Source organism: Nocardioides marmoriginsengisoli (assembly GCF_003725695.1).
GTDB classification, from domain to species: domain Bacteria; phylum Actinomycetota; class Actinomycetes; order Propionibacteriales; family Nocardioidaceae; genus Marmoricola; species Marmoricola marmoriginsengisoli.
In genome coordinates, this window is sequence record NZ_RJSE01000007.1 from 495,361 (window position 1) to 514,747 (window position 19,387).

Below are 19,387 nucleotides of genomic sequence, written 5' to 3' on the forward strand. Positions count from 1 at the left end.
CGTTCAGTCGCTGAGCACGACGGCACTAGGGGCCCGTTCGACGGTTATGAGGGCCCACTCAACAGTGGCTTGAGGGCGAGGGCCGCGATGACGAGGGCGGCGACCACTCCCGTCGTACGGCGGCCTCGGGGGCCGGTGATCCAGCGACCCAGTCCGGTCCCGATGCTGGCGACGAAGACCTGCCAGCTGGCGCTGGCCGCGAACGCCGCCGCGATGAACACGATCCCCTCGACCGGCCCGTCGATGTCGACGCTGCCGCCGAGCACGATCGCCGCGAAGTAGACCACCGTCGCCGGGTTGACCGCGGTGATCCCGACGAAGGTCAGCCAGGCTCGTAGCGGCGTCCAGGTCCGGCCGTTCCGGTCCTCGTCCGCGGAGGCCGGACGCAGGGCGTGCACCAGGGTCAGGGCGGCGAGGATCAGCAGGGCCGCGATCGCCACCCCCTGCAGCACGGACTCGATCGGTTCCAGAGCGGTGGCGACGGCCTGCCCGGCCACCACGGCGATGGCGGCGTAGACCCCGTCCACGGTCGCGACACCGAGGCCCGCGGCGGCACCGACCCGCCAGGAGGTCCGGGCGCTGAGCGTGATGATCAGCGCGGCGACCGCCCCCACCGGTACGGCGATCGCGTAGCCGGTCACCAAGCCGGAGAGGAGGACGTCGAGCATCGGGAGATCCTCCCGCCCCGACCCTGACCGGCGCAAAGGGGTTTCGAGGCAGGCCTGCGCCCGCGCCTCAAGACCGGTAGGTCTGGTACCGCTCAGGCGAAGGTGTAGTCCTCGAGCGGGAACGCCTCGACGGCCTTGCGTGCGTTGCGCGAGGAGGTCGGCCGGAGCAGCACGGCGTCACCCTCGTTGGTGTAGTAGTAGCTGCGCGCGGTCGAGCAGGACCCCTGGTTGAAGACGGTGTCGTCCATCCGCTCCAGCATGTGCCCCAGGAACTCGGCGTCGGCTTCGGCGGAGATCTCGAACGTCCCGGCGTCCTGCTCGCGGAGCGCGCCGAAGAGCCGCTCCAGGTGCCGCATCTGCACCTCGATGGTCATGAAGTAGCTCAACCCGGAGTACGAGTACGGCGAGTTCAGGCTGATGAAGTTCGGGAAGCCGGGCACGGTGACACCCTCGAAGGCGTGGTAGCCGGTCTGCCGCCAGGACTTGCCGAGGTCGCGGCCCTCGCGGCCGATCACCTCGAAAGCCGGGAAGTTGGTGTCCCACAGGTTGAAGCCGGTGGCCAGCACGAGGACGTCGATCGGGGTCTCGTTCCCGTCCGAGGTGACGATCCCGGTCGGCGTGATCTTCGTGATCGGGGTCGTCTCCAGCGCCACGTGCTCCTTGTTGAACGTCGGGTAGTAGTCGTTGGAGAACGTCGGCCGCTTGCAGCCGAAGCTGTAGTCCGGGGTCAGCTTGCGCCGGGTCTCCGGGTCCTTGACCTGCCGGCGCAGGTGCGCCTTCGCCAGGGCCGCGGCTCCGTTGTTGAGGAACTTGGCCTGCTTGTAGTGCAGGACCGCGGTCACCATCATCCCTTCCAGCCAGGCGCCGTTGGCGGCCCGGGCGACCCGCTGCGTCACCGGTGCCGCGGCGAACATCGCCTGCACCGGCTTGGGGATCTTGAAGTCGTTCTTCGGCGTCACCCAGATCGGGGTGCGCTGGTAGACGGTCAGCGCCGCCGCCCGCTTGGCGATCTGCGGGATCAGCTGGACGGCGGTCGCGCCGGTGCCGATGACGCCGATCCGCTTGCCGTCGAGGTCGACCGAGTCGTCCCACTTGGCGGTGTGGATGACGGTGCCGGCGAAGTCCTCGACGCCCTCGATGTCGGGCAGCTTGGGCTGGGAGAGGAAGCCGGTCGCGGTCATCAGGAACCGCGCCGTACGGGTGGCCGAGGAGCCGCCGGCGACCGGGGCGGTGGTGACCACCCAGTGCTTCTCCTCGTCGTCCCAGCGGGCTCCCTCGGCACGGACCCCGAAGACCATGTGCCGGCGCAGGTCGTACTTGTCGGCGACGTGCTCGGCGTACGCCTTGAGCTCTGCGCCGCGGGCGAACCAGTTCTTCCAGTGCGGGTTCGGCTCGAACGAGTACGAGTAGGTGACGCTGGCGATGTCGACCGCGAGACCGGGGTAGTGGTTCACGTGCCAGGTGCCGCCGAGGTCGTCCTCGCGCTCGATGATCAGGAGGTTTTCGTAGCCGAGGCGTCGCAGGCTGATCGCCGCGCCCATGCCGCCGAAACCCGCGCCGACGATGATCACGTCGTGGTCGGTCATCTGCCCCACTCCTTCTTGAACTAAGTTCAATAGTGGTCACGACCATAGTCTGAGGGCATGCGAATCTTCAAGCACGGGCATGCCTGCGTGAGAATCGAGGCCTCCGGTCAGGTGATCGTCCTCGACCCGGGGATGTTCACCGAGCGGGACGCGGTCGACGGCGCGACCGCGATCCTGATCACCCACGAGCACGCCGACCACTGGTCTGCCGAGCAGCTGGCCGCGACCGATGCGCCGATCTACACGATCGCCGCGGTGGCGGAGCAGATCCGCGCGGCGTCACCCGCGGTGGCCGAGCGGGTCCGCGTGGTCGCCGCGGGTGAGCGCTTCGACCTCGGCGGCACGGCGATCACCGCCGTCGGCGAGAAGCACGCGATCATCCATCCGGAGCTGCCGCACTTCGACAACAGCGGCTACCTGCTCGAGGTGGGTGATCGGACCGTCTTCCACCCGGGCGACGCGCTGACCACCCTGCCCGCCGCACCGGACGTGCTGCTGCTGCCGGTGAGCGCACCGTGGATGAAGGTCTCCGAGTGCATCGACTACGCCCGCGAGGTCGGGGCGCCGCTGTCGGTCGCCATCCACGACGCGGTCTACAGCGACGCCGGTCTCGGCATCGTCGACGCGCACCTGGGCAGGTTCCTGGCTCCACGGCAGCAGGAGTACCGACGGCTGCCGGCCGGCACGGAGCTGTAGTGCCGGAAATGCAGCAAGCCCCGGGCTGGAAGCCCGGGGCCTGCTGACGGTCGTGGTTCAGCTGACGATCAGGTCGATCTCGCTGGGGCGCACCGTCGGCAGTGCGTCGGCCGCGCAGTACAGCCGCGGGCTGCCGATGATCGGGTACTGGGGCGTCGAGCTGGAGGTGCCCCCGAAGGCGGCGAAGTAGACCATCGACCCGATGGCTGCCTGGACGGGGATCCGCTCGCCCGCCTTGACGGTCTTGTCCACGATGGGGCCTCCGGTGGTCGGGTCTCCGAAGCTTGCTCCGAACGTGGAGTCCGGCGCGACGGTGCTGCTGTCGTCGAAGCCGAGGGTGGTCGAGAACCGGGTGCAGAGCTTGTTCGCCTTCACGACCATGCCGCCACCCAGGAGGGCGATCGAGTGCGGGTACGACGTGCCCTTGATCTTGCCCGTGGTGTCGTGGATCATCCCGCCGCTGACGATGGCGGACTGCTGCACCATCGAGAGCCAGCGGTAGGTCGTGACGTTGCGGACGGCGCTGACGCCGGTGCGGGCGGACCTGGTGGCGGGCATGATCACCCGGATCGAGGTCTTGCCGCCGTTGGTCATCTTGACCCGGGCGACGTACAGGTTCCGCTTGGAGACCTTGGCCCGGGCGACGGTGGCCCAGCGACCGGCGCCGTTCTTGCGCTGGATGTCGACCTTCTTGCCGGCGGCGCCCTTGCCGACGACCTTGCCGGCGACCTTGACGGTCCTGCCGACCTCGCTGGTCGTGGCGCTGACCGTGGCGGTGACGCCGTAGGCCTTCTTGGCGTTGGTCTTGGCCTCAGCGGTGAGTGGGACCAGGACGAGTGCCGCGGTGACGGCGACGACGATGAGCTTGCGCATGCTTGTTCCTCCCGAGCAGGTTGTAGGTGCACGCTCATCCTGGCGCGGGTGCATCCTTCCCGCGGGTGAATCGGAGAAGTGCCCGATCTTTTCTGAGGACGGCCGGACCCCAGCGACCTCAGCGGCCGGCGAGGGCGTCCCGCACCGGGACGAACTTCGCCTGCGCCTCGGCCAGCTCGGACTCCGGGTCGGACTCGGCGACGATGCCGCAGCCGGCGAAGAGCCGGACCCGTCCGGTCCCGTTCGGTCCCGGGCCGTACTCGGCCGAGCGCAGCGCGATCCCGAACTCGCCGTCACCGGAGGCGTCCATCCAGCCCACCGGGCCGGCGTACCGGCCGCGGTCCATGCCCTCGATCTCGCTGATCATCGCGACCGCGACGTCGGTGGGGGTGCCGCCGACGGCGGCGGACGGGTGCAGGGCGGCGGCCAGCTCGAGGACCGTCGAGGAGTCGGTGTCCGGGACGACGCCGGCGACGTCGGTCGCCAGGTGCATCACGTTGGGCAGGTGCAGCACGAACGGCGACTCGGGCACGTTCATCGAGGTGCAGTGCGGGGCCAGCGAGTCCGCGACGGACCGGACGGCGTACTCGTGCTCCTCGAGGTCCTTCGAGGAGCGGGCGAGGGTGGCGGCCAGGGCGAGGTCGCGCTCGTCGTCGCCGGTACGACGGATGGTGCCGGCCAGCACCCGGGAGGTGACCAGACCGCGTTCGCGCCGGACCAGCAGCTCCGGGGTCGCGCCGAAGAGGCCGTCGACGTGGAAGGTCCAGCACATCTCGTACTCGCTGCCGAGGCGGCGCAGCGGCCAGCGGACGTCCAGGGGAGCCTCGGTGCTGGCGATCAGGTCGCGGGCCAGGACGACCTTCTCGAGCTCGCCGGCGTTGATCCGCTGCACGGCCTGGGCGACGACCGCCTCCCAGGCGGTCCCGCCGACGCTGCCGTCGGCGAAGACGACCTCGCCGGGTGCTCGCGGTTCGGGCTGGGCGACCAGGTCCGGCGGCGGGCTGACCTCGTCGTCGCCGATCACGGTCACCCAGGTCCGGTCGCCGCGCCGGCCGACGACGACCTTGGGGACGATCAGGACGCTGTCGCCCGGGTCGTCGGCGAAGGCGAAGCTGCCGAGGCAGATCAGGCCGCTGCCCGGCACGGCGAGCTCGTCGCGGACGACGGCGCTCGCGGAGACCTGGTGCCACCAGTCGACGGCTGCGTCGAAGCGCTCCGGACCGGAGGTGCGGACCGAGGCGGCGACGCCCCAGCCGACGATGCCCTCGCCGCGCCGCAGCCAGGCCGTCGGCGCGTCCTCGGGCAGCAGGTCGAGCAGCGGACCGGGGTCGGCGACCTCGATCGACCGTGCGACGAGTCGGCCGAGGGAGGTCGGCGTCGCGGCGCTCGGAGTGCTCGTCACGATGACGGAGCCTACGCCGTCACCCCTGGCTGCGCCGCGACGCCCGCCACATTCCCGGTGTGATCGTCACGACCAGTAGACGACGGCCTTGTCGCCGACCCGGACCTGGTCGAAGAGCGCCTGGAGCCCGTCGTAGTCGCGGACGTTCACGCAGCCGTGGCTGGCCCCGGAGTAGCCGGTGGCGGCGAAGTCCGAGGAGTAGTGCACGGCCTGGCCGCGGGAGAAGAACATCGCGAACGGCATCGCCGATCCGTACAGGCTGGAGACGTGATTCGGGGACTTGCTCTCGATGTGGAACAGACCTTCGCGGGTGGGCGTGTACGACGACCCGAACCGCACCGCCATCGTCTTCCGCACCTGGCCGTCGACCACCCACCGGATGGTCCGGCTGGTCTTGTCGATGCACAGCGCCCGGCCGGTCCGGCAGCGGGCGTCCAGCGGGGCGTTGGTCCAGGTGCCGTCGCTGATCCGGTTGGCCAGGTCGTCCTTGGTGGGGGTGCGGGTCATCGCCTTGAGCCGCTTCATGGTGGCTGCGTCGACGTACCCGAGCTTCGGCAGCCCGCGCTTGCCCTGGAAGCCCTTCACTGCGGCGGTGGTCTTCGGGCCGTAGGAGTCGGTGACCTTGCCGGAGAACCAGGCGAGCTCACGGAGCCGCGACTGCAGGGCCCGCACCTGCGGGCCGGTGTCGCCGGGCTCGAGCACCGGCGGGGGAGGCGGGTCGGCCGGGACCACCGGGGTGACCGGGCGCGACGGTTCCGGGTGGGCGATCGTGGGGACCGCCGGAGTGGGTCCGGGCACCGCGGCCGCACTGGCGCGGCCGTCCAGCTGGCCGGTCGCTGCTGCCACGCCGTACCCGAGTGCGCCCACGGCCAGCAGCAGCACGACGAACATCGCCACACTGGCCCCACACTTAACTTCAGTCACCACTGTCACATGGTGCCGCCTCAAGAGCTTCATGTCAGACAAGACGCACCGAGGAGGCAAAAGGTTGCCTGGCATACCCTCTCGTCGTGACTCGCGCAGACCTGGAGAAGAAGCCCGCCGAAGTGAAGGCGATGTTCGACGACGTCGCCGCTCGGTACGACATCACCAACGACGTGCTGTCGCTGGGCCAGGACCGGCGCTGGCGCAAGATCGTCCTGGACGCGGTCGACCCGCGCCCCGGCGAGGTCGTCCTCGACCTCGCGGCCGGCACCGGCACCTCCAGCCAGCCCTTCCTGGACCGCGGCGCGACCGTGGTCCCGTGCGACTTCTCGGTCGGGATGCTCCGGGTCGGCAAGAAGGCCAAGCCGCACCTGCCGTTCGTCGCCGGCGACGGCACCAGGCTCCCGTTCGCCGACGACACCTTCGATGCGGTCACGATCTCCTTCGGCCTGCGCAACATCGTCGACCCCGACGCGGGTCTGCGCGAGCTGCGCCGCGTCACCAGGCCGGGCGGCCGGATCGTCGTCTGCGAGTTCTCCTCGCCGACCTGGTCGCCCTTCCGCACCGTCTACATCGAGTACCTGATGAAGGCGCTCCCCGCGGTCGCCCGCGCGGTCTCCTCGTCGCCGGACGCCTACGTCTACCTGGCCGAGTCGATCCGCGCCTGGCCGGACCAGCCCGGGCTCGCCGCGCGGCTCCAGGGCGCCGGCTGGGCAGCGGTCAAGTGGCGGAATCTCTCCGGCGGGATCGTCGCTCTGCACCACGGCACCAAGCCCTGATTTAAGCAACGCTCTCGTGCGTTAAATACGCAGGTCAGAGCGGGTTTTGATCTCCTCGCCCCCCGAGGTCGCGCTCCGTGATCCACGCCTCTATGCTGCGTAGGTCACAGATCGTGAAGTTGTTCACAAGGGCACAAACAAGGGCCCTCGCGGACGCAGCAGGAAGGTGAGGAATGGAGCTCTACACCCCCGTTCTGGCGCTCCTGGTCCTGGCAGGCGGATTCGCCGCCTTCTCGGTGCTCATGAGTGCGGGCGTCGGCCCGAAGCGCTACAACCGGGCCAAGCTCGACTCCTACGAGTGCGGCATCGAGCCCACGCCGCAGCCGATCGGCGGCGGTCGGCTCCCGGTCCGCTACTACATCACCGCGATGCTCTTCATCGTCTTCGACATCGAGATCGTCTTCCTCTACCCGATCGCTGTCGCGTTCGACGCGATGGGCACCTTCGCACTGATCGAGATGATCCTCTTCATCGTTCCGGTCTTCGTGGCCTATACGTACGTATGGCGCCGCGGCGGCCTCGATTGGGATTGAGAGTCAACGAATGGGTCTGGAAGAGAAGCTTCCCTCCGGCGTCCTGCTGACGACCGTCGAGGGCGTCGCCGGCTACATGCGCAAGGCGTCGTTCTGGCCGGCCACCTTCGGTCTCGCCTGCTGCGCGATCGAGATGATGACCACCGGCGGTCCGAAGTACGACCTCGCCCGGTTCGGCATGGAGGTCTTCCGGGCCAGCCCCCGGCAGGCCGACCTGATGATCGTGGCCGGCCGGGTCAGCCAGAAGATGGCTCCGGTGCTGCGCCAGATCTACGACCAGATGCCCGAGCCCAAGTGGGTGCTCGCGATGGGCGTCTGCGCCAGCTCCGGCGGCATGTTCAACAACTACGCGATCGTCCAGGGCGTCGACCACATCGTCCCGGTCGACATGTACCTGCCGGGCTGCCCGCCGCGGCCGGAGATGCTGATCGACGCGATCCTCAAGCTGCACGACCAGGTCCAGAACACCAAGCTCGGCGTCAACCGCCTCGCCGAGATCGAGGCGAACGAGGCGACCGCGCTGACCGCGCTGCCGACCAGCCAGATGAAGGGCCTGCTGCGATGACCGAGAGTCAGGACCCCTCGACGGACGTCGTCGCGGCCAACGACGCTCCCGCGGAGCCGGGCGAGGTCATCTCCCGGCACGAGGGCATGTTCGGCGTCAGCGGCACCGGCGACACCTCCGGGTTCGGCGGTCTGGTCCGCAACGTGGAGCTCCCCGGTGCCAGCACCCCGCCGTTCGGCGGCTGGATGGACGACGTCGCCAACGCGCTCGCCACCGCTGCCCGGGAAGCCGGGATCGAGTCCTGCGTCGAGAAGGTCGTCGTCCACCGCGGCGAGATCACCTTCTTCATCCGCCGCGAGGACCTGCTCCCGGTCGTCAAGCTCCTCCGTGACGACGAGCAGCTCCGCTTCGAGCTCTGCTCCGGCGTCAGCGGGGTGCACTACCCCGACGACGCCGGCCGCGAGCTGCACGCGATCTACCACCTGCTCTCGATGACCCACAACCGCCGGATCCGGCTCGAGGTCACCGCCCCCGACGCCGACCCGCACATCCCGAGCGTCTGCGCGACGTACCCGACGGCCGACTGGCACGAGCGCGAGGCGTTCGACTTCTTCGGGATCGTCTTCGACGGGCACCCGGCGCTCACGCGCATCCAGATGCCCGACGACTGGCCGGGCCACCCGCAGCGCAAGGACTACCCGCTCGGCGGGATTCCTGTTGAGTACAAGGGCGGGACCGTGCCGCCGCCGGACCAGCGGAGGAGCTACAACTGATGTCCGAGACCACCGCAGACCCGTACGCCGCCACCGAGGCGGAGACCACGCAGGGCAAGGTCTACACCGTCACCGGCCAGGACTGGGACTCCATCGTCACGGGCATCGCCGAGGACCACGACGACAAGATCGTCGTCAACATGGGCCCGCAGCACCCGTCGACGCACGGCGTGCTCCGCCTGATCCTCGAGCTCGAGGGCGAGACCGTCACCGAGGCCCGGTGCGGCATCGGCTACCTGCACACCGGCATCGAGAAGAACATGGAGTTCCGCTCCTGGACGCAGGGCGTCACGTTCTGCACCCGGATGGACTACCTCTCGCCGTTCTTCAACGAGGCCAGTTACGTGCTCGGCGTCGAGCGGCTCCTGGACATCGAGGACGACATCCCGGAGAAGGCCCAGGTCATGCGGGTCCTCCTGATGGAGCTCAACCGGATCTCCAGCCACCTGGTCTGCATCGCCACCGGCGGCATGGAGATCGGAGCGCTCACCGTGATGACGATCGGCTTCCGCGAGCGCGAGCTGGTCCTCGACCTCTTCGAGCTGATCACCGGTCTGCGGATGAACCACGCGTTCATCCGCCCGGGCGGCGTCGCCCAGGACATGCCGGCCGGCGCGCTGGACGAGATCCGCGACTTCGTGGCGCTGATGAAGAAGCGGCTCCCCGAGTACGCCGACCTCTGCAACGCGAACCCGATCTTCAAGGCGCGGCTCGTCGACGTCGGCCACCTCGACCTCGCCGGCTGCCTGGCGCTCGGGCTGACCGGCCCGCCGCTGCGCGCGACCGGCTACCCCTGGGACCTGCGCAAGTCGGAGCCGTACTCCGGCTACGAGGACTACGACTTCGAGGTCCAGACCTGGGACACCGCCGACGCGTACGGCCGGTTCCGGATCCGGCTCAACGAGATGTGGGAGTCGCTGAAGATCGTCGAGCAGGCCGTCGAGCGGCTCGCGGGCCTCGAAGGCGCCCCGGTGATGGTCGGCGACAAGAAGATCGCCTGGCCCAGCCAGCTCGCGATCGGCAGCGACGGCATGGGCAACAGCCTCGACCACATCAAGCACATCATGGGCGAGTCGATGGAAGGCCTGATCCACCACTTCAAGCTCGTCACCGAGGGCTTCCGGGTCCCGGCCGGCCAGGCCTACGTGCCGGTCGAGTCGCCGCGCGGCGAGCTCGGCGCGCACGTGGTCTCCGACGGCGGCACCAAGCCGTTCCGGGTGCACTTCCGCGACCCGTCCTTCACGAACCTGCAGGCGACCAGCGTGATGAGCGAAGGCGGCATGGTGGCCGACGTCATCGTCGCGATCGCGAGTATCGACCCCGTCATGGGAGGCGTTGACCGGTGATCGACGAGAAGACGTACGCCGAGCTGCGCGAGATCGCGGACCGGTACCCGGAGAAGCGGTCGGGCCTGCTGCCGATGCTGCACCTGGTGCAGAGCGCGGCCGGCCAGATCACCCCCGAGGGCATCGAGGCCTGTGCCGAGATCCTGGAGATCTCCGCGGCCGAGGTCAGCGGCGTGGCGACGTTCTACACGATGTACAAGCGCCGCCCGGTCGGCGACTACCACGTCGGCGTCTGTACCAACACGCTCTGCGCGGTGATGGGCGGCGACGCGATCTTCTCCCGCCTCAAGGACCACCTCGACGTCGGCAACGACGAGACCACCGAGGACGGCAAGATCACCCTCGAGCACATCGAGTGCAACGCGGCCTGCGACTACGCGCCGGTGATGATGGTCAACTGGGAGTTCATGGACAACCAGACGCCCGCCTCGGCGACGCAGCTGGTCGACGACCTCCGCGAGGGCAAGGAGGTCCGCTCCACCCGCGGACCGAAGATCTGCACCTGGCGCGAGGCGGAGCGGGTCCTGGCCGGTTTCCCCGACGGCCTCGCCGACGAGGGCCCGTCCGCGGGTCCTGCCTCGCTGGTCGGACTGAAGATCGCCCGCGAGCAGGGCTGGACGGCCCCGGCCGGCTCGACGTCCGAGGAGAAGGCGAATGACTGACACGCTCACCCCGGTCCTCACCGACGACTGGGACGCCGCGCAGAGCTGGAAGCTCGCGACGTACGAGTCGCGCGGCGGGTACGGCGCCCTGAAGAAGGCGCTCGGGATGGCCCAGGACGACATCATCACCGCGGTCAAGGACTCCGGTCTCCGCGGTCGTGGCGGCGCGGGCTTCCCGACGGGCATGAAGTGGAGCTTCATCCCGCAGGACAACCCGAAGCCCAAGTACCTCGTGGTCAACGCGGACGAGTCCGAGCCGGGCACCTGCAAGGACATCCCGCTGATGATGGCGAGCCCGCACACGCTCGTCGAGGGCGTCGCGATCAGCTCGTACGCGATCCGCGCCAACAAGGCGTTCATCTACATCCGCGGCGAGGTCCTGCACGTGATCCGCCGGGTCCAGGCCGCCGTCGCCGAGGCGTACCTCGCCGGCCACCTGGGCAAGAACATCCACGGGTCGGGCTACGACCTGGACGTCGTCGTCCACGCCGGCGCCGGTGCCTACATCTGCGGCGAGGAGACCGCCCTCCTCGAGGGCCTCGAAGGTCGTCGCGGCCAACCGCGGCTGCGCCCGCCGTTCCCCGCCGTTGCCGGCCTGTACGCCAGCCCGACGGTGATCAACAACGTCGAGTCGATCGCCTCGGTGCCGAGCATCATCGCTAACGGCGCCGACTGGTTCGGCTCGATGGGCACCGAGAAGTCCAAGGGCTTCGGCATCTTCTCGCTCTCCGGCCACGTCGCCAACCCGGGTCAGTACGAGGCTCCGCTCGGTATCACGCTGCGCCAGCTGATCGAGCTCGCCGGCGGCATCCGGTCCGGTCACGAGCTCAAGTTCTGGACCCCGGGCGGCTCCAGCACCCCGCTGCTGACGGCCGAGCACCTCGACGTCCCGCTCGACTTCGAGGGCGTCGGTGAGGCCGGCTCGATGCTCGGCACCCGGGCCCTGCAGATCTTCGACGAGACCACCTGCGTGGTCCGTGCGGTGCTGCGCTGGACCGAGTTCTACAAGCACGAGTCCTGCGGCAAGTGCACCCCGTGCCGTGAGGGCACCTGGTGGCTCACCCAGACGCTCGCCCGGCTGGAGAACGGCCAGGGCAGCGCCGAGGACCTGGACCTCCTGGTCGACCAGTGCGAGAACATCCTCGGCCGCTCGTTCTGCGCGCTCGGCGACGGAGCGACCAGCCCGATCACCTCGTCCATCCAGTACTTCCGCGAGGAGTACCTCGCTCACCTCGAGCACGGCGGCTGTCCGCTCGACCCGATGGCGTCGACGGCTTTCGCGACGGAAGGAGCGTCGGCATGACGCAGGCTCCCGAGAAGGCCGTGACCAAGACCGACGAGGTCTCCCTCACCATCGACGGCGTCCAGGTCAGCGTGCCCAAGGACACCCTGGTGATCCGGGCCGCCGAGCAGGTCGGCGTCCAGATCCCGCGGTTCTGCGACCACCCGCTGCTCGCGCCGGTCGGCGCCTGCCGGCAGTGCCTGGTCGACGTCCCGGACGCCGGCAACGGACGCGGTTTCCCGAAGCCGCAGGCCTCCTGCACGCTGCCGGTCGCCGAGGGCATGGTGGTCAACACCCAGGCCACGAGCCCGGTGGCCGAGAAGGCCCAGCACGGCGTGATGGAGTTCCTCCTCATCAACCACCCGCTGGACTGCCCGGTCTGCGACAAGGGCGGCGAGTGCCCGCTGCAGAACCAGGCGATGAGCAACGGCCAGGGCGAGTCCCGGTTCGCGGCGAGCGGCGGCACCAAGCGGGTGTTCCCCAAGCCGATCAACCTCTCCCCGCAGGTCCTCCTCGACCGGGAGCGCTGCATCGTCTGCCAGCGCTGCACCCGGTTCGCGGCCGAGATCGCCGGCGACCCGTTCATCGAGCTCGTCGAGCGCGGCGCGCAGCAGCAGATCGGCATCGCTGAGGGCGTCGAGTTCCTCTCCTACTTCTCCGGCAACACCATCCAGATCTGCCCGGTGGGCGCGCTCACCTCGGCGGCGTACCGGTTCCGCTCGCGGCCGTTCGACCTGGTCTCCACCCCGTCGGTCGCCGACCTGGACGCCTGCGGTTCGGCGATCCGGGTTGACCACCGGCGCGGCAAGGTCATGCGCCGGCTGGCCGGTGACGACGCCGAGGTCAACGAGGAGTGGATCACCGACAAGGACCGGTTCGCCTTCGCCTCCGCGCGCCAGGACGACCGGCTGACCCACCCGATGGTGCGCGACGCGGACACCGGCGAGCTCCGGGCCGCCTCGTGGCCGGAAGCGTTCGTGGTGGCTGCCCGTGGTCTCGAGGCCGCCAAGAAGAAGGTCGGCCTGCTCCCCGGCGGCCGGCTGACCGTCGAGGACGCCTACGCCTGGAGCAAGTTCGCCCGGGTGACCGTCCGGACCAACAACATCGACTTCCGTGCTCGTGAGCACTCCGCCGAGGAGGCCGAGTTCCTGGCGGCTGCGGTCGCGCTGACCGGCCCCGACGGCGGCGGTATCACCTACGCCGACCTGGAGTCGGCGCGGACCGTCGTCCTGGCGGGCCTCGACCCCGAGGACGAGGCCGGCGCGATCTTCCTGCGCCTCCGCAAGGCCAACCAGGCCCGCGGCACCCGGGTGTTCTCGGTCTCCGCCGTCGGCACCCGCGGCCTGCGCAAGATGGGCGGCACCCTGCTCCCGACCGTGCCGGGCACCGAGGCGGCCGCGATCGCCGCGGTCGCCGAGAACGGCGAGGTCGCCCTGGACGCCGGCGGCGTGATCCTGGTCGGTGAGCGTCTGGCCACCGTGCCGGGTGCGCTCTCCGCGGCAGTGCGTCTGGCCGCCACCACCGGCGCCCGGCTGGCCTGGGTCCCGCGTCGTGCGGGTGACCGGGGCGCGGTCGAGGCCGGCTGCCTGCCGAACCTGCTTCCCGGTGGCCGTCCGGCCGCCGATCCCGCGGCCCGGGTCGACCTGGCTGCCGCCTGGGGTGTGCAGAAGCTGCCCGACAACGAGGGCCTGGACGGAGCCGGCATCCTCGACGCCCTCCTCGACGGCGACCTGCGTGCGCTCGTCGTCGGCGGTGTCGACCCGGCCGACGTGCCGGTCACCAAGAAGCTCCGCAAGGCGCTGAAGAAGGCGTTCGTGGTCTCGCTCGAGGTGCGCGCCTCCGCCTTCACCGAGCTCGCCGACGTGGTTTTCCCGGTCGCACCGTCGTCCGACAAGGCCGGGTCGTTCGTGAACTGGGAGGGCCGGGTCCGCTCGTTCCCGAAGGTCCTGGACAACCCGAGCTCGCTGCCCGACGTCCGGGTCCTGGCCGGGATCGCCGAGGAGCGCGGTCGTTCGCTCGGGTTCCGCACGGTCGAGCAGGTCGCCGCCGAGATGAGCCAGGTCGGCGCCTGGGAAGGTCCGCGCCCGGAGATCGCGCCTGTCGAGATCCCGCGCGGCTCGACGTCCGGTGACCTGGTCCTGTCCTCCTGGAAGCAGTCCGTCGACGATGGCCGGATGCAGGACGGCGACGAGCACCTGCGTGCGACCGCGCGTCCGCCGGTGGTGCTGGTCAACCAGGCCACCCTCGCCGGGCTCGGCGTCAGCGAGGGCGACACCGTCACGCTGGCCGGCCCGCTCGGCAGCATCGCCCTGCCGGTCGCCGTCGGTGAGGTGGCTGACGGATCGGTCTGGGCGCCGGCGAGTGCTCCGGGCGCCTCGGTCCGGCACCTGGTCGGTCCGGCCGGCAGCACCGTCACCATCTCCGGCACCACCGAGGGAGGCAGCAAGTGACTGCTCAGCTGACCGGGCTGCTCACCAGCCTGGACACGGCCAAGGGTCTCTCCGACTTCGGGAAGGACCCCGTCTGGCTGGTGATCGTCAAGGCGGTCCTGATCTTCCTGATCCTGGTCCTGCTCACCCTGTTCAACATCTGGTGGGAGCGCCGGGTCGTGGCCCGGATGCAGCACCGGATCGGCCCGAACGTGAACGGTCCCTTCGGGCTGCTGCAGAGCCTCGCGGACGGCGTCAAGCTGGCGCTCAAGGAGGACCTGATCCCGAAGGCCGCCGACAAGGTGGTCTTCCTGCTCGCCCCGGTGCTGGCGGTGATCCCGGCGTTCCTGACCTTCTCGGTGATCCCGTTCGGCCCGACCGTGAACATGTTCGGCGAGCGCACGCCGCTGCAGCTCACCGACATGCCGGTGGCCGTCCTCTTCGTGATGGCGATCGCCTCGATCGGCATCTACGGCATCGTGCTCGGCGGCTGGTCGTCCGGGTCGACGTACTCGCTCCTCGGCGGTCTGCGCTCCAGCGCCCAGATGATCTCCTACGAGGTCTCGATGGGCCTCGCCCTGGTCGCGGTGTTCCTGTACGCCGGCTCGATGTCGACCTCCGAGATCGTCGCCGCGCAGGACAAGCTCTGGTACGGCCTGATCCTGGCGCCCTCGTTCGTGATCTACGTGATCTCGATGATCGGTGAGACCAACCGGGCGCCGTTCGACCTGCCGGAGGCCGAGGGCGAGCTCGTCGGCGGCTTCCACACCGAGTACAGCTCGCTGAAGTTCGCGCTCTTCTTCCTCGCCGAGTACATCAACATGGCGACCGTGTCGGCGCTGGCGACGACGCTGTTCCTCGGCGGCTGGCACGCACCGTTCTGGATCGACGAGTTCTGGGCCGGCGCCAACTCCGGCTACTGGCCGGTGCTCTGGTTCATGGGCAAGGTGCTGGCGTTCATCTTCTTCTTCATCTGGCTGCGCGGCTCGCTGCCCCGGCTGCGGTACGACCAGTTCATGCACTTCGGCTGGAAGCGCCTGATCCCGATCTCGCTGGTCTGGATCATCGCGGTCGCCTCGATCCGCACGATCAACCTGAACGGCGGCTTCGACCGGTCGTACCTGTTCGCCGCGATCGGCGTCCTGGCGGCCCTCTCGATCGTGCTGTTCTTCTTCGACGAGAAGAAGGCCAGCGACGCCGCCGAGGCGGAGGAGGCGGCGGTGTTCGACGCCTTCGCCGGGGGCTACCCGGTCCCGCCGATGCCCGGTGTCGAGGTGCCGACCCGCAAGGTTTCGACGACAAGCTCAACCGACGCCGATGGAGGGGCGAGCTGATGGCTACGCTCAAGGAACAGTTCTGGGACCCGGTAGCCGGGTTCGGAGTCACCTTCCGGACGATGTTCCGCAAGGTCGTCACCGAGCAGTACCCGTTCGAGAAGCTGCCCACGGCTCCGCGCTTCCACGGCCGGCACCAGCTCAACCGCTGGCCGGACGGGCTGGAGAAGTGCGTCGGCTGCGAGCTGTGCGCCTGGGCCTGCCCGGCGGACGCCATCTATGTCGAGGGCGACAGCAACACCGACGACGAGCGGTTCAGCCCCGGTGAGCGCTACGGACGCGTCTACCAGATCAACTACCTGCGCTGCATCCTCTGCGGACTCTGCATCGAGGCCTGCCCGACCCGGGCGCTGACGATGACGAACGAGTACGAGCTCGCGGACACCTCGCGGGAGAGCCTGATCTACGAGAAGTCCGACCTGCTCGCGCCGCTGCTGCCCGGCATGGAGCTGCCGCCGCACCCGATGCTGCTGGGTGAGGACGAGGGCGACTACTACCGGGGCAACCTGCACCCGCGGCCGACCGAGGGAGGCGAGGGCTGATGGTGGCCTTCTGGATCCTCGCTCCGCTGATGGTGGCCTCGGCCCTGGGCATGCTGTTCGCCCGCAAGGCCGTGCACGCCGCGCTGCTGCTCGCCGTCGTGATGATCTCGCTGGCCGTCCTGTACCTGGTCCAGGACGCCCCGTTCCTGTTCGCGATCCAGATCATCGTCTACACCGGCGCGATCCTGATGCTCTTCCTCTTCGTGGTGATGCTGGTCGGCGTCGACGCCTCGGACTCCGTGGTGGAGACGATCCGCGGACACCGGGTCTTCTCGATCCTGGTCGGCCTGGCCTTCGGCCTCACCCTGGTCCTCGGCGTCGCGCAGGTCTCGTTCGGGACCGTGATCGGCCTCGACGACGCGAACTCGCAGGGCAACGTCCCGGCGATCGCCGAGATCCTGTTCACCAAGTACGTCTTCGCCTTCGAGGTCACCTCGGCGCTGCTGATCACCGCGGCGCTCGGCGCGATGGTGCTGGCGCACCGCGAGCGGCTGACCCCCAAGGTCACCCAGGCCGCCCTCGCCGCCCAGCGGATGAAGGACTACGCCGAGAAGGGCACCCATCTGGGTCCGCTGCCCCCACCGGGCGTCTTCGCCCGGCACAACTCGGTCGACACCCCGGCGCTGCTGCCGGACGGTACCGCCGCCGAAGCCTCGATCTCCCGGGTCCTCGCGGCCCGCGGCACCGTCAAGTCGGTGCCGGAGATCGCGGCCGAGGTCGATGAGCTCGACACGCCCGACACTCCGAGGGGGGAGGGGAACTGATGGACACCACACCCTTCATCGTCCTGTCCGCGATCCTGTTCACGATCGGCGGCATCGGCGTCCTCACCCGGCGCAACGCGATCGTGGTCTTCATGTGCGTGGAGCTGATGCTCAACGCCAGCAATCTCGCGCTGATCACGTTCTCGCGCGCGAACGGCAACCTGGAGGGCCAGATCGCCGCGTTCTTCGTGATGGTCGTCGCCGCCGCCGAGGTGGTCGTCGGACTAGCGATCATCATGACCATCTTCCGCACCCGTCGCTCGGCCTCGGTCGACGACGCGAGCCTGCTGAAGTACTGAGGAGACGACCATGGTGAATCTGGAAGCTCTCCACGACGTGCCCGTCGTCGGCAGCGTGCCGACCGACGGCGCCTTCTCGCTGCTCTGGCTGGTGATCGCGCTGCCCGCCCTCGGTGCGGCGATCCTGCTGCTCGGCGGCCGGCGTACCGACAAGTGGGGGCACCTGCTCGGCACCGCGATGGCGGTCGGCTCGTTCGTGATCAGCCTGATCCTGTTCTTCACGCTGCTCGGCAAGGACGCCGACGACCGGCAGGTCACCCAGCACCTGTGGAACTGGTTCACCGCCGGCTCCTACTCGGTGAACTTCGACCTGCTCTACGACCAGCTCTCGGCGGTGTTCCTGCTGCTGATCACCGGCGTCGGCTCGCTGATCCACGTCTACTCGATCGGCTACATGGAGCACGACGAGCGCCGTCGCCGCTTCTTCGGCTACCTGAACCTCTTCGTCGCCTCGATGCTGGTCCTGGTGCTCGCCGCCGACTACGTGGGCGTGTTCCTGGGCTGGGAGGGCGTCGGCCTGGCGTCGTACCTGCTGATCGGCTTCTGGCAGCAGAAGCCGTCCGCGGCCGCGGCCGCCAAGAAGGCGTTCGTGATCAACCGCGTCGGCGACATCGGGCTCTCGCTCGGCACCGCGCTGATCTTCATCACCTTCGGGTCGACCTCGTTCGCCGTGGTCTCGGCCGCCTCGTCGCACGCGAGCGACGGCGCCCTGACCGGCATCGGCCTGCTGCTCCTGCTGGCCGCCTGCGGCAAGTCGGCGCAGTTCCCGCTGCAGACCTGGCTGCTCGACGCGATGGAGGGCCCGACCCCGGTCTCCGCCCTGATCCACGCGGCCACCATGGTGACCGCCGGCGTCTACCTGATCGTCCGGTCCAACTTCATCTTCAGCCTGACCGAGGACGCCCGCACCGCGGTGATCGTCATCGGAACGATCACGCTGCTGATGGGTGCGATCATCGGCTGCGCGAAGGACGACATCAAGAAGGCGCTGGCCGGTTCCACGATGAGCCAGATCGGCTACATGGTCCTCGCCGCCGGCCTCGGCCCGGCCGGGTACGCGTTCGCGATCTTCCACCTGCTCACCCACGGCTTCTTCAAGGCGAACATGTTCCTGGGTGCCGGCTCGGTGATGCACGGCATGAACGACGACGTGAACATGCGCCACTACGGTGCTCTGCAGAAGGCGATGCCGATCACCTTCGCCACCTTCGCGACCGGCTACCTGGCGATCCTCGGCATCCCGCCGTTCGCCGGGTTCTGGTCGAAGGACAAGATCATCGAGACCGCGTTCGCGGACAACACCCTGGTCGGCCTCTGCGCCCTGATCGGTGCGGGCGTGACCGCCTTCTACATGACGCGCCTGATGCTGATGACGTTCGTCGGCACCAAGCGGTGGGAGAAGGACGTGCACCCGCACGAGTCCCCGAAGGTGATGACGTACCCGCTGATCGCCCTCGCCGCGCTCTCCGCCCTCGGCGGTCTGCTCACCCTCGGCGGCTGGATCGGCGACTGGCTCGAGCCGGTCACCGGTCACGCCGAGCACCACGAGCTGCCGTTCGGGATGGCGCCGATCGTGATGAGCCTGATCATCCTGCTCGTCGTCGCTGCCGGGGTGGCGGTGGCCTGGCAGCTCGTCGGACAGCGCGAGGTCCCGCGCGAGGCGCCGGAGAAGGTCTCGATCTTCACCCGGGCCGCCCGTGCCGACCTGTACGGCGACGCCTTCAACGACGAGGTGATCATCAAGCCCGGTGCGGCCGGCATCCGGGGGCTGACGGTCTTCGACCGGGTGGTCGTCGACGGTGCGGCCGAGGGGACCGCGACCGCGTTCGCCAGCATGTCGGCTCGCTTCCGGCTGCTGCAGAACGGCTTCGTGCGCTCCTACGCGCTGGCGCTGCTGGCCGGTGCCGCGCTCGTGATCTTCGCTCTGCTGGCGGTGAACTTCGGATGAGGACCGCTGAAATGAACTCGAACGAGACGACCCGGGAGGTGG

General features: G+C 69.3%; 19 protein-coding genes. 14 read left to right on the forward strand and 5 right to left on the reverse strand.

The window, feature by feature from the left end:
* Positions 1 to 44: 44 nt before the first annotated feature.
* Positions 45 to 668 carry a LysE family transporter gene (locus EFK50_RS10950; protein WP_123227588.1) on the reverse strand — a complete coding sequence of 208 codons (624 nt, stop codon included), beginning with the start codon at positions 666 to 668 and terminating at the stop codon, positions 45 to 47.
* 92 nt (positions 669 to 760) lie between these two features.
* Entirely contained in the window at positions 761 to 2,254 is a 1,494-nt protein-coding gene (locus EFK50_RS10955) for a flavin-containing monooxygenase (protein WP_123227589.1), read from the reverse strand.
* Positions 2,255 to 2,311: 57 nt separating this feature from the next.
* On the opposite strand from EFK50_RS10955, the gene EFK50_RS10960 reads away from it, so the two are divergent.
* Positions 2,312 to 2,950, forward strand: coding sequence for an MBL fold metallo-hydrolase (locus EFK50_RS10960; protein ID WP_123227590.1), 639 nt, complete (start codon positions 2,312 to 2,314; stop codon positions 2,948 to 2,950).
* Between the two features lie 57 nt (positions 2,951 to 3,007).
* Here the strand turns inward: EFK50_RS10960 and EFK50_RS10965 are convergent, their stop codons facing one another.
* The 3 genes from EFK50_RS10965 to EFK50_RS10975 all read right to left on the reverse strand — a co-directional run bounded on the left by EFK50_RS10965 (position 3,008) and on the right by EFK50_RS10975 (position 6,149).
* A complete protein-coding gene (locus EFK50_RS10965) occupies positions 3,008 to 3,823 on the reverse strand; it encodes a hypothetical protein (RefSeq protein WP_123227591.1) in 816 nt (271 codons plus the stop codon).
* A gap of 118 nt (positions 3,824 to 3,941) precedes the next feature.
* Positions 3,942 to 5,225 carry an isochorismate synthase gene (locus tag EFK50_RS10970; RefSeq protein ID WP_123227592.1) on the reverse strand — a complete coding sequence of 428 codons (1,284 nt, stop codon included), beginning with the start codon at positions 5,223 to 5,225 and terminating at the stop codon, positions 3,942 to 3,944.
* 66 nt (positions 5,226 to 5,291) lie between these two features.
* Positions 5,292 to 6,149, reverse strand: coding sequence for a L,D-transpeptidase family protein (locus tag EFK50_RS10975; RefSeq protein ID WP_246004126.1), 858 nt, complete (start codon positions 6,147 to 6,149; stop codon positions 5,292 to 5,294).
* An 86-nt stretch (positions 6,150 to 6,235) separates the two neighbouring features.
* Between EFK50_RS10975 and EFK50_RS10980 the strand changes: the two genes are divergently transcribed.
* The 13 genes from EFK50_RS10980 to nuoL all read left to right on the forward strand — a co-directional run bounded on the left by EFK50_RS10980 (position 6,236) and on the right by nuoL (position 19,345).
* Positions 6,236 to 6,928, forward strand: a complete 693-nt coding sequence (locus EFK50_RS10980; RefSeq protein WP_123227593.1) for a demethylmenaquinone methyltransferase — start codon at positions 6,236 to 6,238, stop codon at positions 6,926 to 6,928.
* A gap of 173 nt (positions 6,929 to 7,101) precedes the next feature.
* Positions 7,102 to 7,461 (forward strand): NADH-quinone oxidoreductase subunit A, encoded by a 360-nt coding sequence (locus EFK50_RS10985; protein ID WP_123227594.1) that lies wholly within the window; start codon positions 7,102 to 7,104, stop codon positions 7,459 to 7,461.
* A 10-nt stretch (positions 7,462 to 7,471) separates the two neighbouring features.
* Complete coding sequence (locus EFK50_RS10990; protein WP_123227595.1) at positions 7,472 to 8,026, forward strand: NuoB/complex I 20 kDa subunit family protein; 555 nt, start codon at positions 7,472 to 7,474, stop codon at positions 8,024 to 8,026.
* Positions 8,023 to 8,739, forward strand: coding sequence for an NADH-quinone oxidoreductase subunit C (locus EFK50_RS10995; protein WP_123227596.1), 717 nt, complete (start codon positions 8,023 to 8,025; stop codon positions 8,737 to 8,739). Before EFK50_RS10990 ends, EFK50_RS10995 begins: the two co-directional genes overlap by 4 nt.
* Positions 8,739 to 10,085 (forward strand): NADH-quinone oxidoreductase subunit D, encoded by a 1,347-nt coding sequence (locus EFK50_RS11000; protein WP_123227597.1) that lies wholly within the window; start codon positions 8,739 to 8,741, stop codon positions 10,083 to 10,085. Before EFK50_RS10995 ends, EFK50_RS11000 begins: the two co-directional genes overlap by 1 nt.
* Entirely contained in the window at positions 10,082 to 10,747 is a 666-nt protein-coding gene (gene nuoE, locus EFK50_RS11005) for an NADH-quinone oxidoreductase subunit NuoE (protein WP_123227598.1), read from the forward strand. The genes EFK50_RS11000 and nuoE overlap by 4 nt, the downstream gene beginning before the upstream one ends.
* Positions 10,740 to 12,050: an NADH-quinone oxidoreductase subunit NuoF gene (gene nuoF, locus EFK50_RS11010; RefSeq protein WP_123227599.1), complete on the forward strand. Its 1,311-nt coding sequence runs from the start codon at positions 10,740 to 10,742 to the stop codon at positions 12,048 to 12,050. The genes nuoE and nuoF overlap by 8 nt, the downstream gene beginning before the upstream one ends.
* Positions 12,047 to 14,479 (forward strand): NADH-quinone oxidoreductase subunit G, encoded by a 2,433-nt coding sequence (locus EFK50_RS11015; protein ID WP_123227600.1) that lies wholly within the window; start codon positions 12,047 to 12,049, stop codon positions 14,477 to 14,479. The genes nuoF and EFK50_RS11015 overlap by 4 nt, the downstream gene beginning before the upstream one ends.
* A gap of 29 nt (positions 14,480 to 14,508) precedes the next feature.
* Positions 14,509 to 15,792: an NADH-quinone oxidoreductase subunit NuoH gene (gene nuoH / locus EFK50_RS11020; protein ID WP_425454387.1), complete on the forward strand. Its 1,284-nt coding sequence runs from the start codon at positions 14,509 to 14,511 to the stop codon at positions 15,790 to 15,792.
* The gene (gene nuoI / locus EFK50_RS11025; RefSeq protein ID WP_123227601.1) at positions 15,792 to 16,334 is read left to right on the forward strand and encodes an NADH-quinone oxidoreductase subunit NuoI; all 543 of its coding nucleotides are present in this window, start codon (positions 15,792 to 15,794) and stop codon (positions 16,332 to 16,334) included. Before nuoH ends, nuoI begins: the two co-directional genes overlap by 1 nt.
* On the forward strand, positions 16,334 to 17,098 hold the full coding sequence (locus tag EFK50_RS11030) for an NADH-quinone oxidoreductase subunit J (RefSeq protein ID WP_123227602.1): 765 nt from the start codon (positions 16,334 to 16,336) through the stop codon (positions 17,096 to 17,098). The genes nuoI and EFK50_RS11030 overlap by 1 nt, the downstream gene beginning before the upstream one ends.
* Positions 17,098 to 17,397: an NADH-quinone oxidoreductase subunit NuoK gene (gene nuoK, locus EFK50_RS11035; RefSeq protein ID WP_123227603.1), complete on the forward strand. Its 300-nt coding sequence runs from the start codon at positions 17,098 to 17,100 to the stop codon at positions 17,395 to 17,397. Before EFK50_RS11030 ends, nuoK begins: the two co-directional genes overlap by 1 nt.
* 10 nt (positions 17,398 to 17,407) lie before the next feature.
* The gene (nuoL, locus tag EFK50_RS11040) at positions 17,408 to 19,345 is read left to right on the forward strand and encodes an NADH-quinone oxidoreductase subunit L (protein ID WP_123227604.1); all 1,938 of its coding nucleotides are present in this window, start codon (positions 17,408 to 17,410) and stop codon (positions 19,343 to 19,345) included.
* The last annotated feature ends 42 nt before the right edge of the window (positions 19,346 to 19,387 follow it).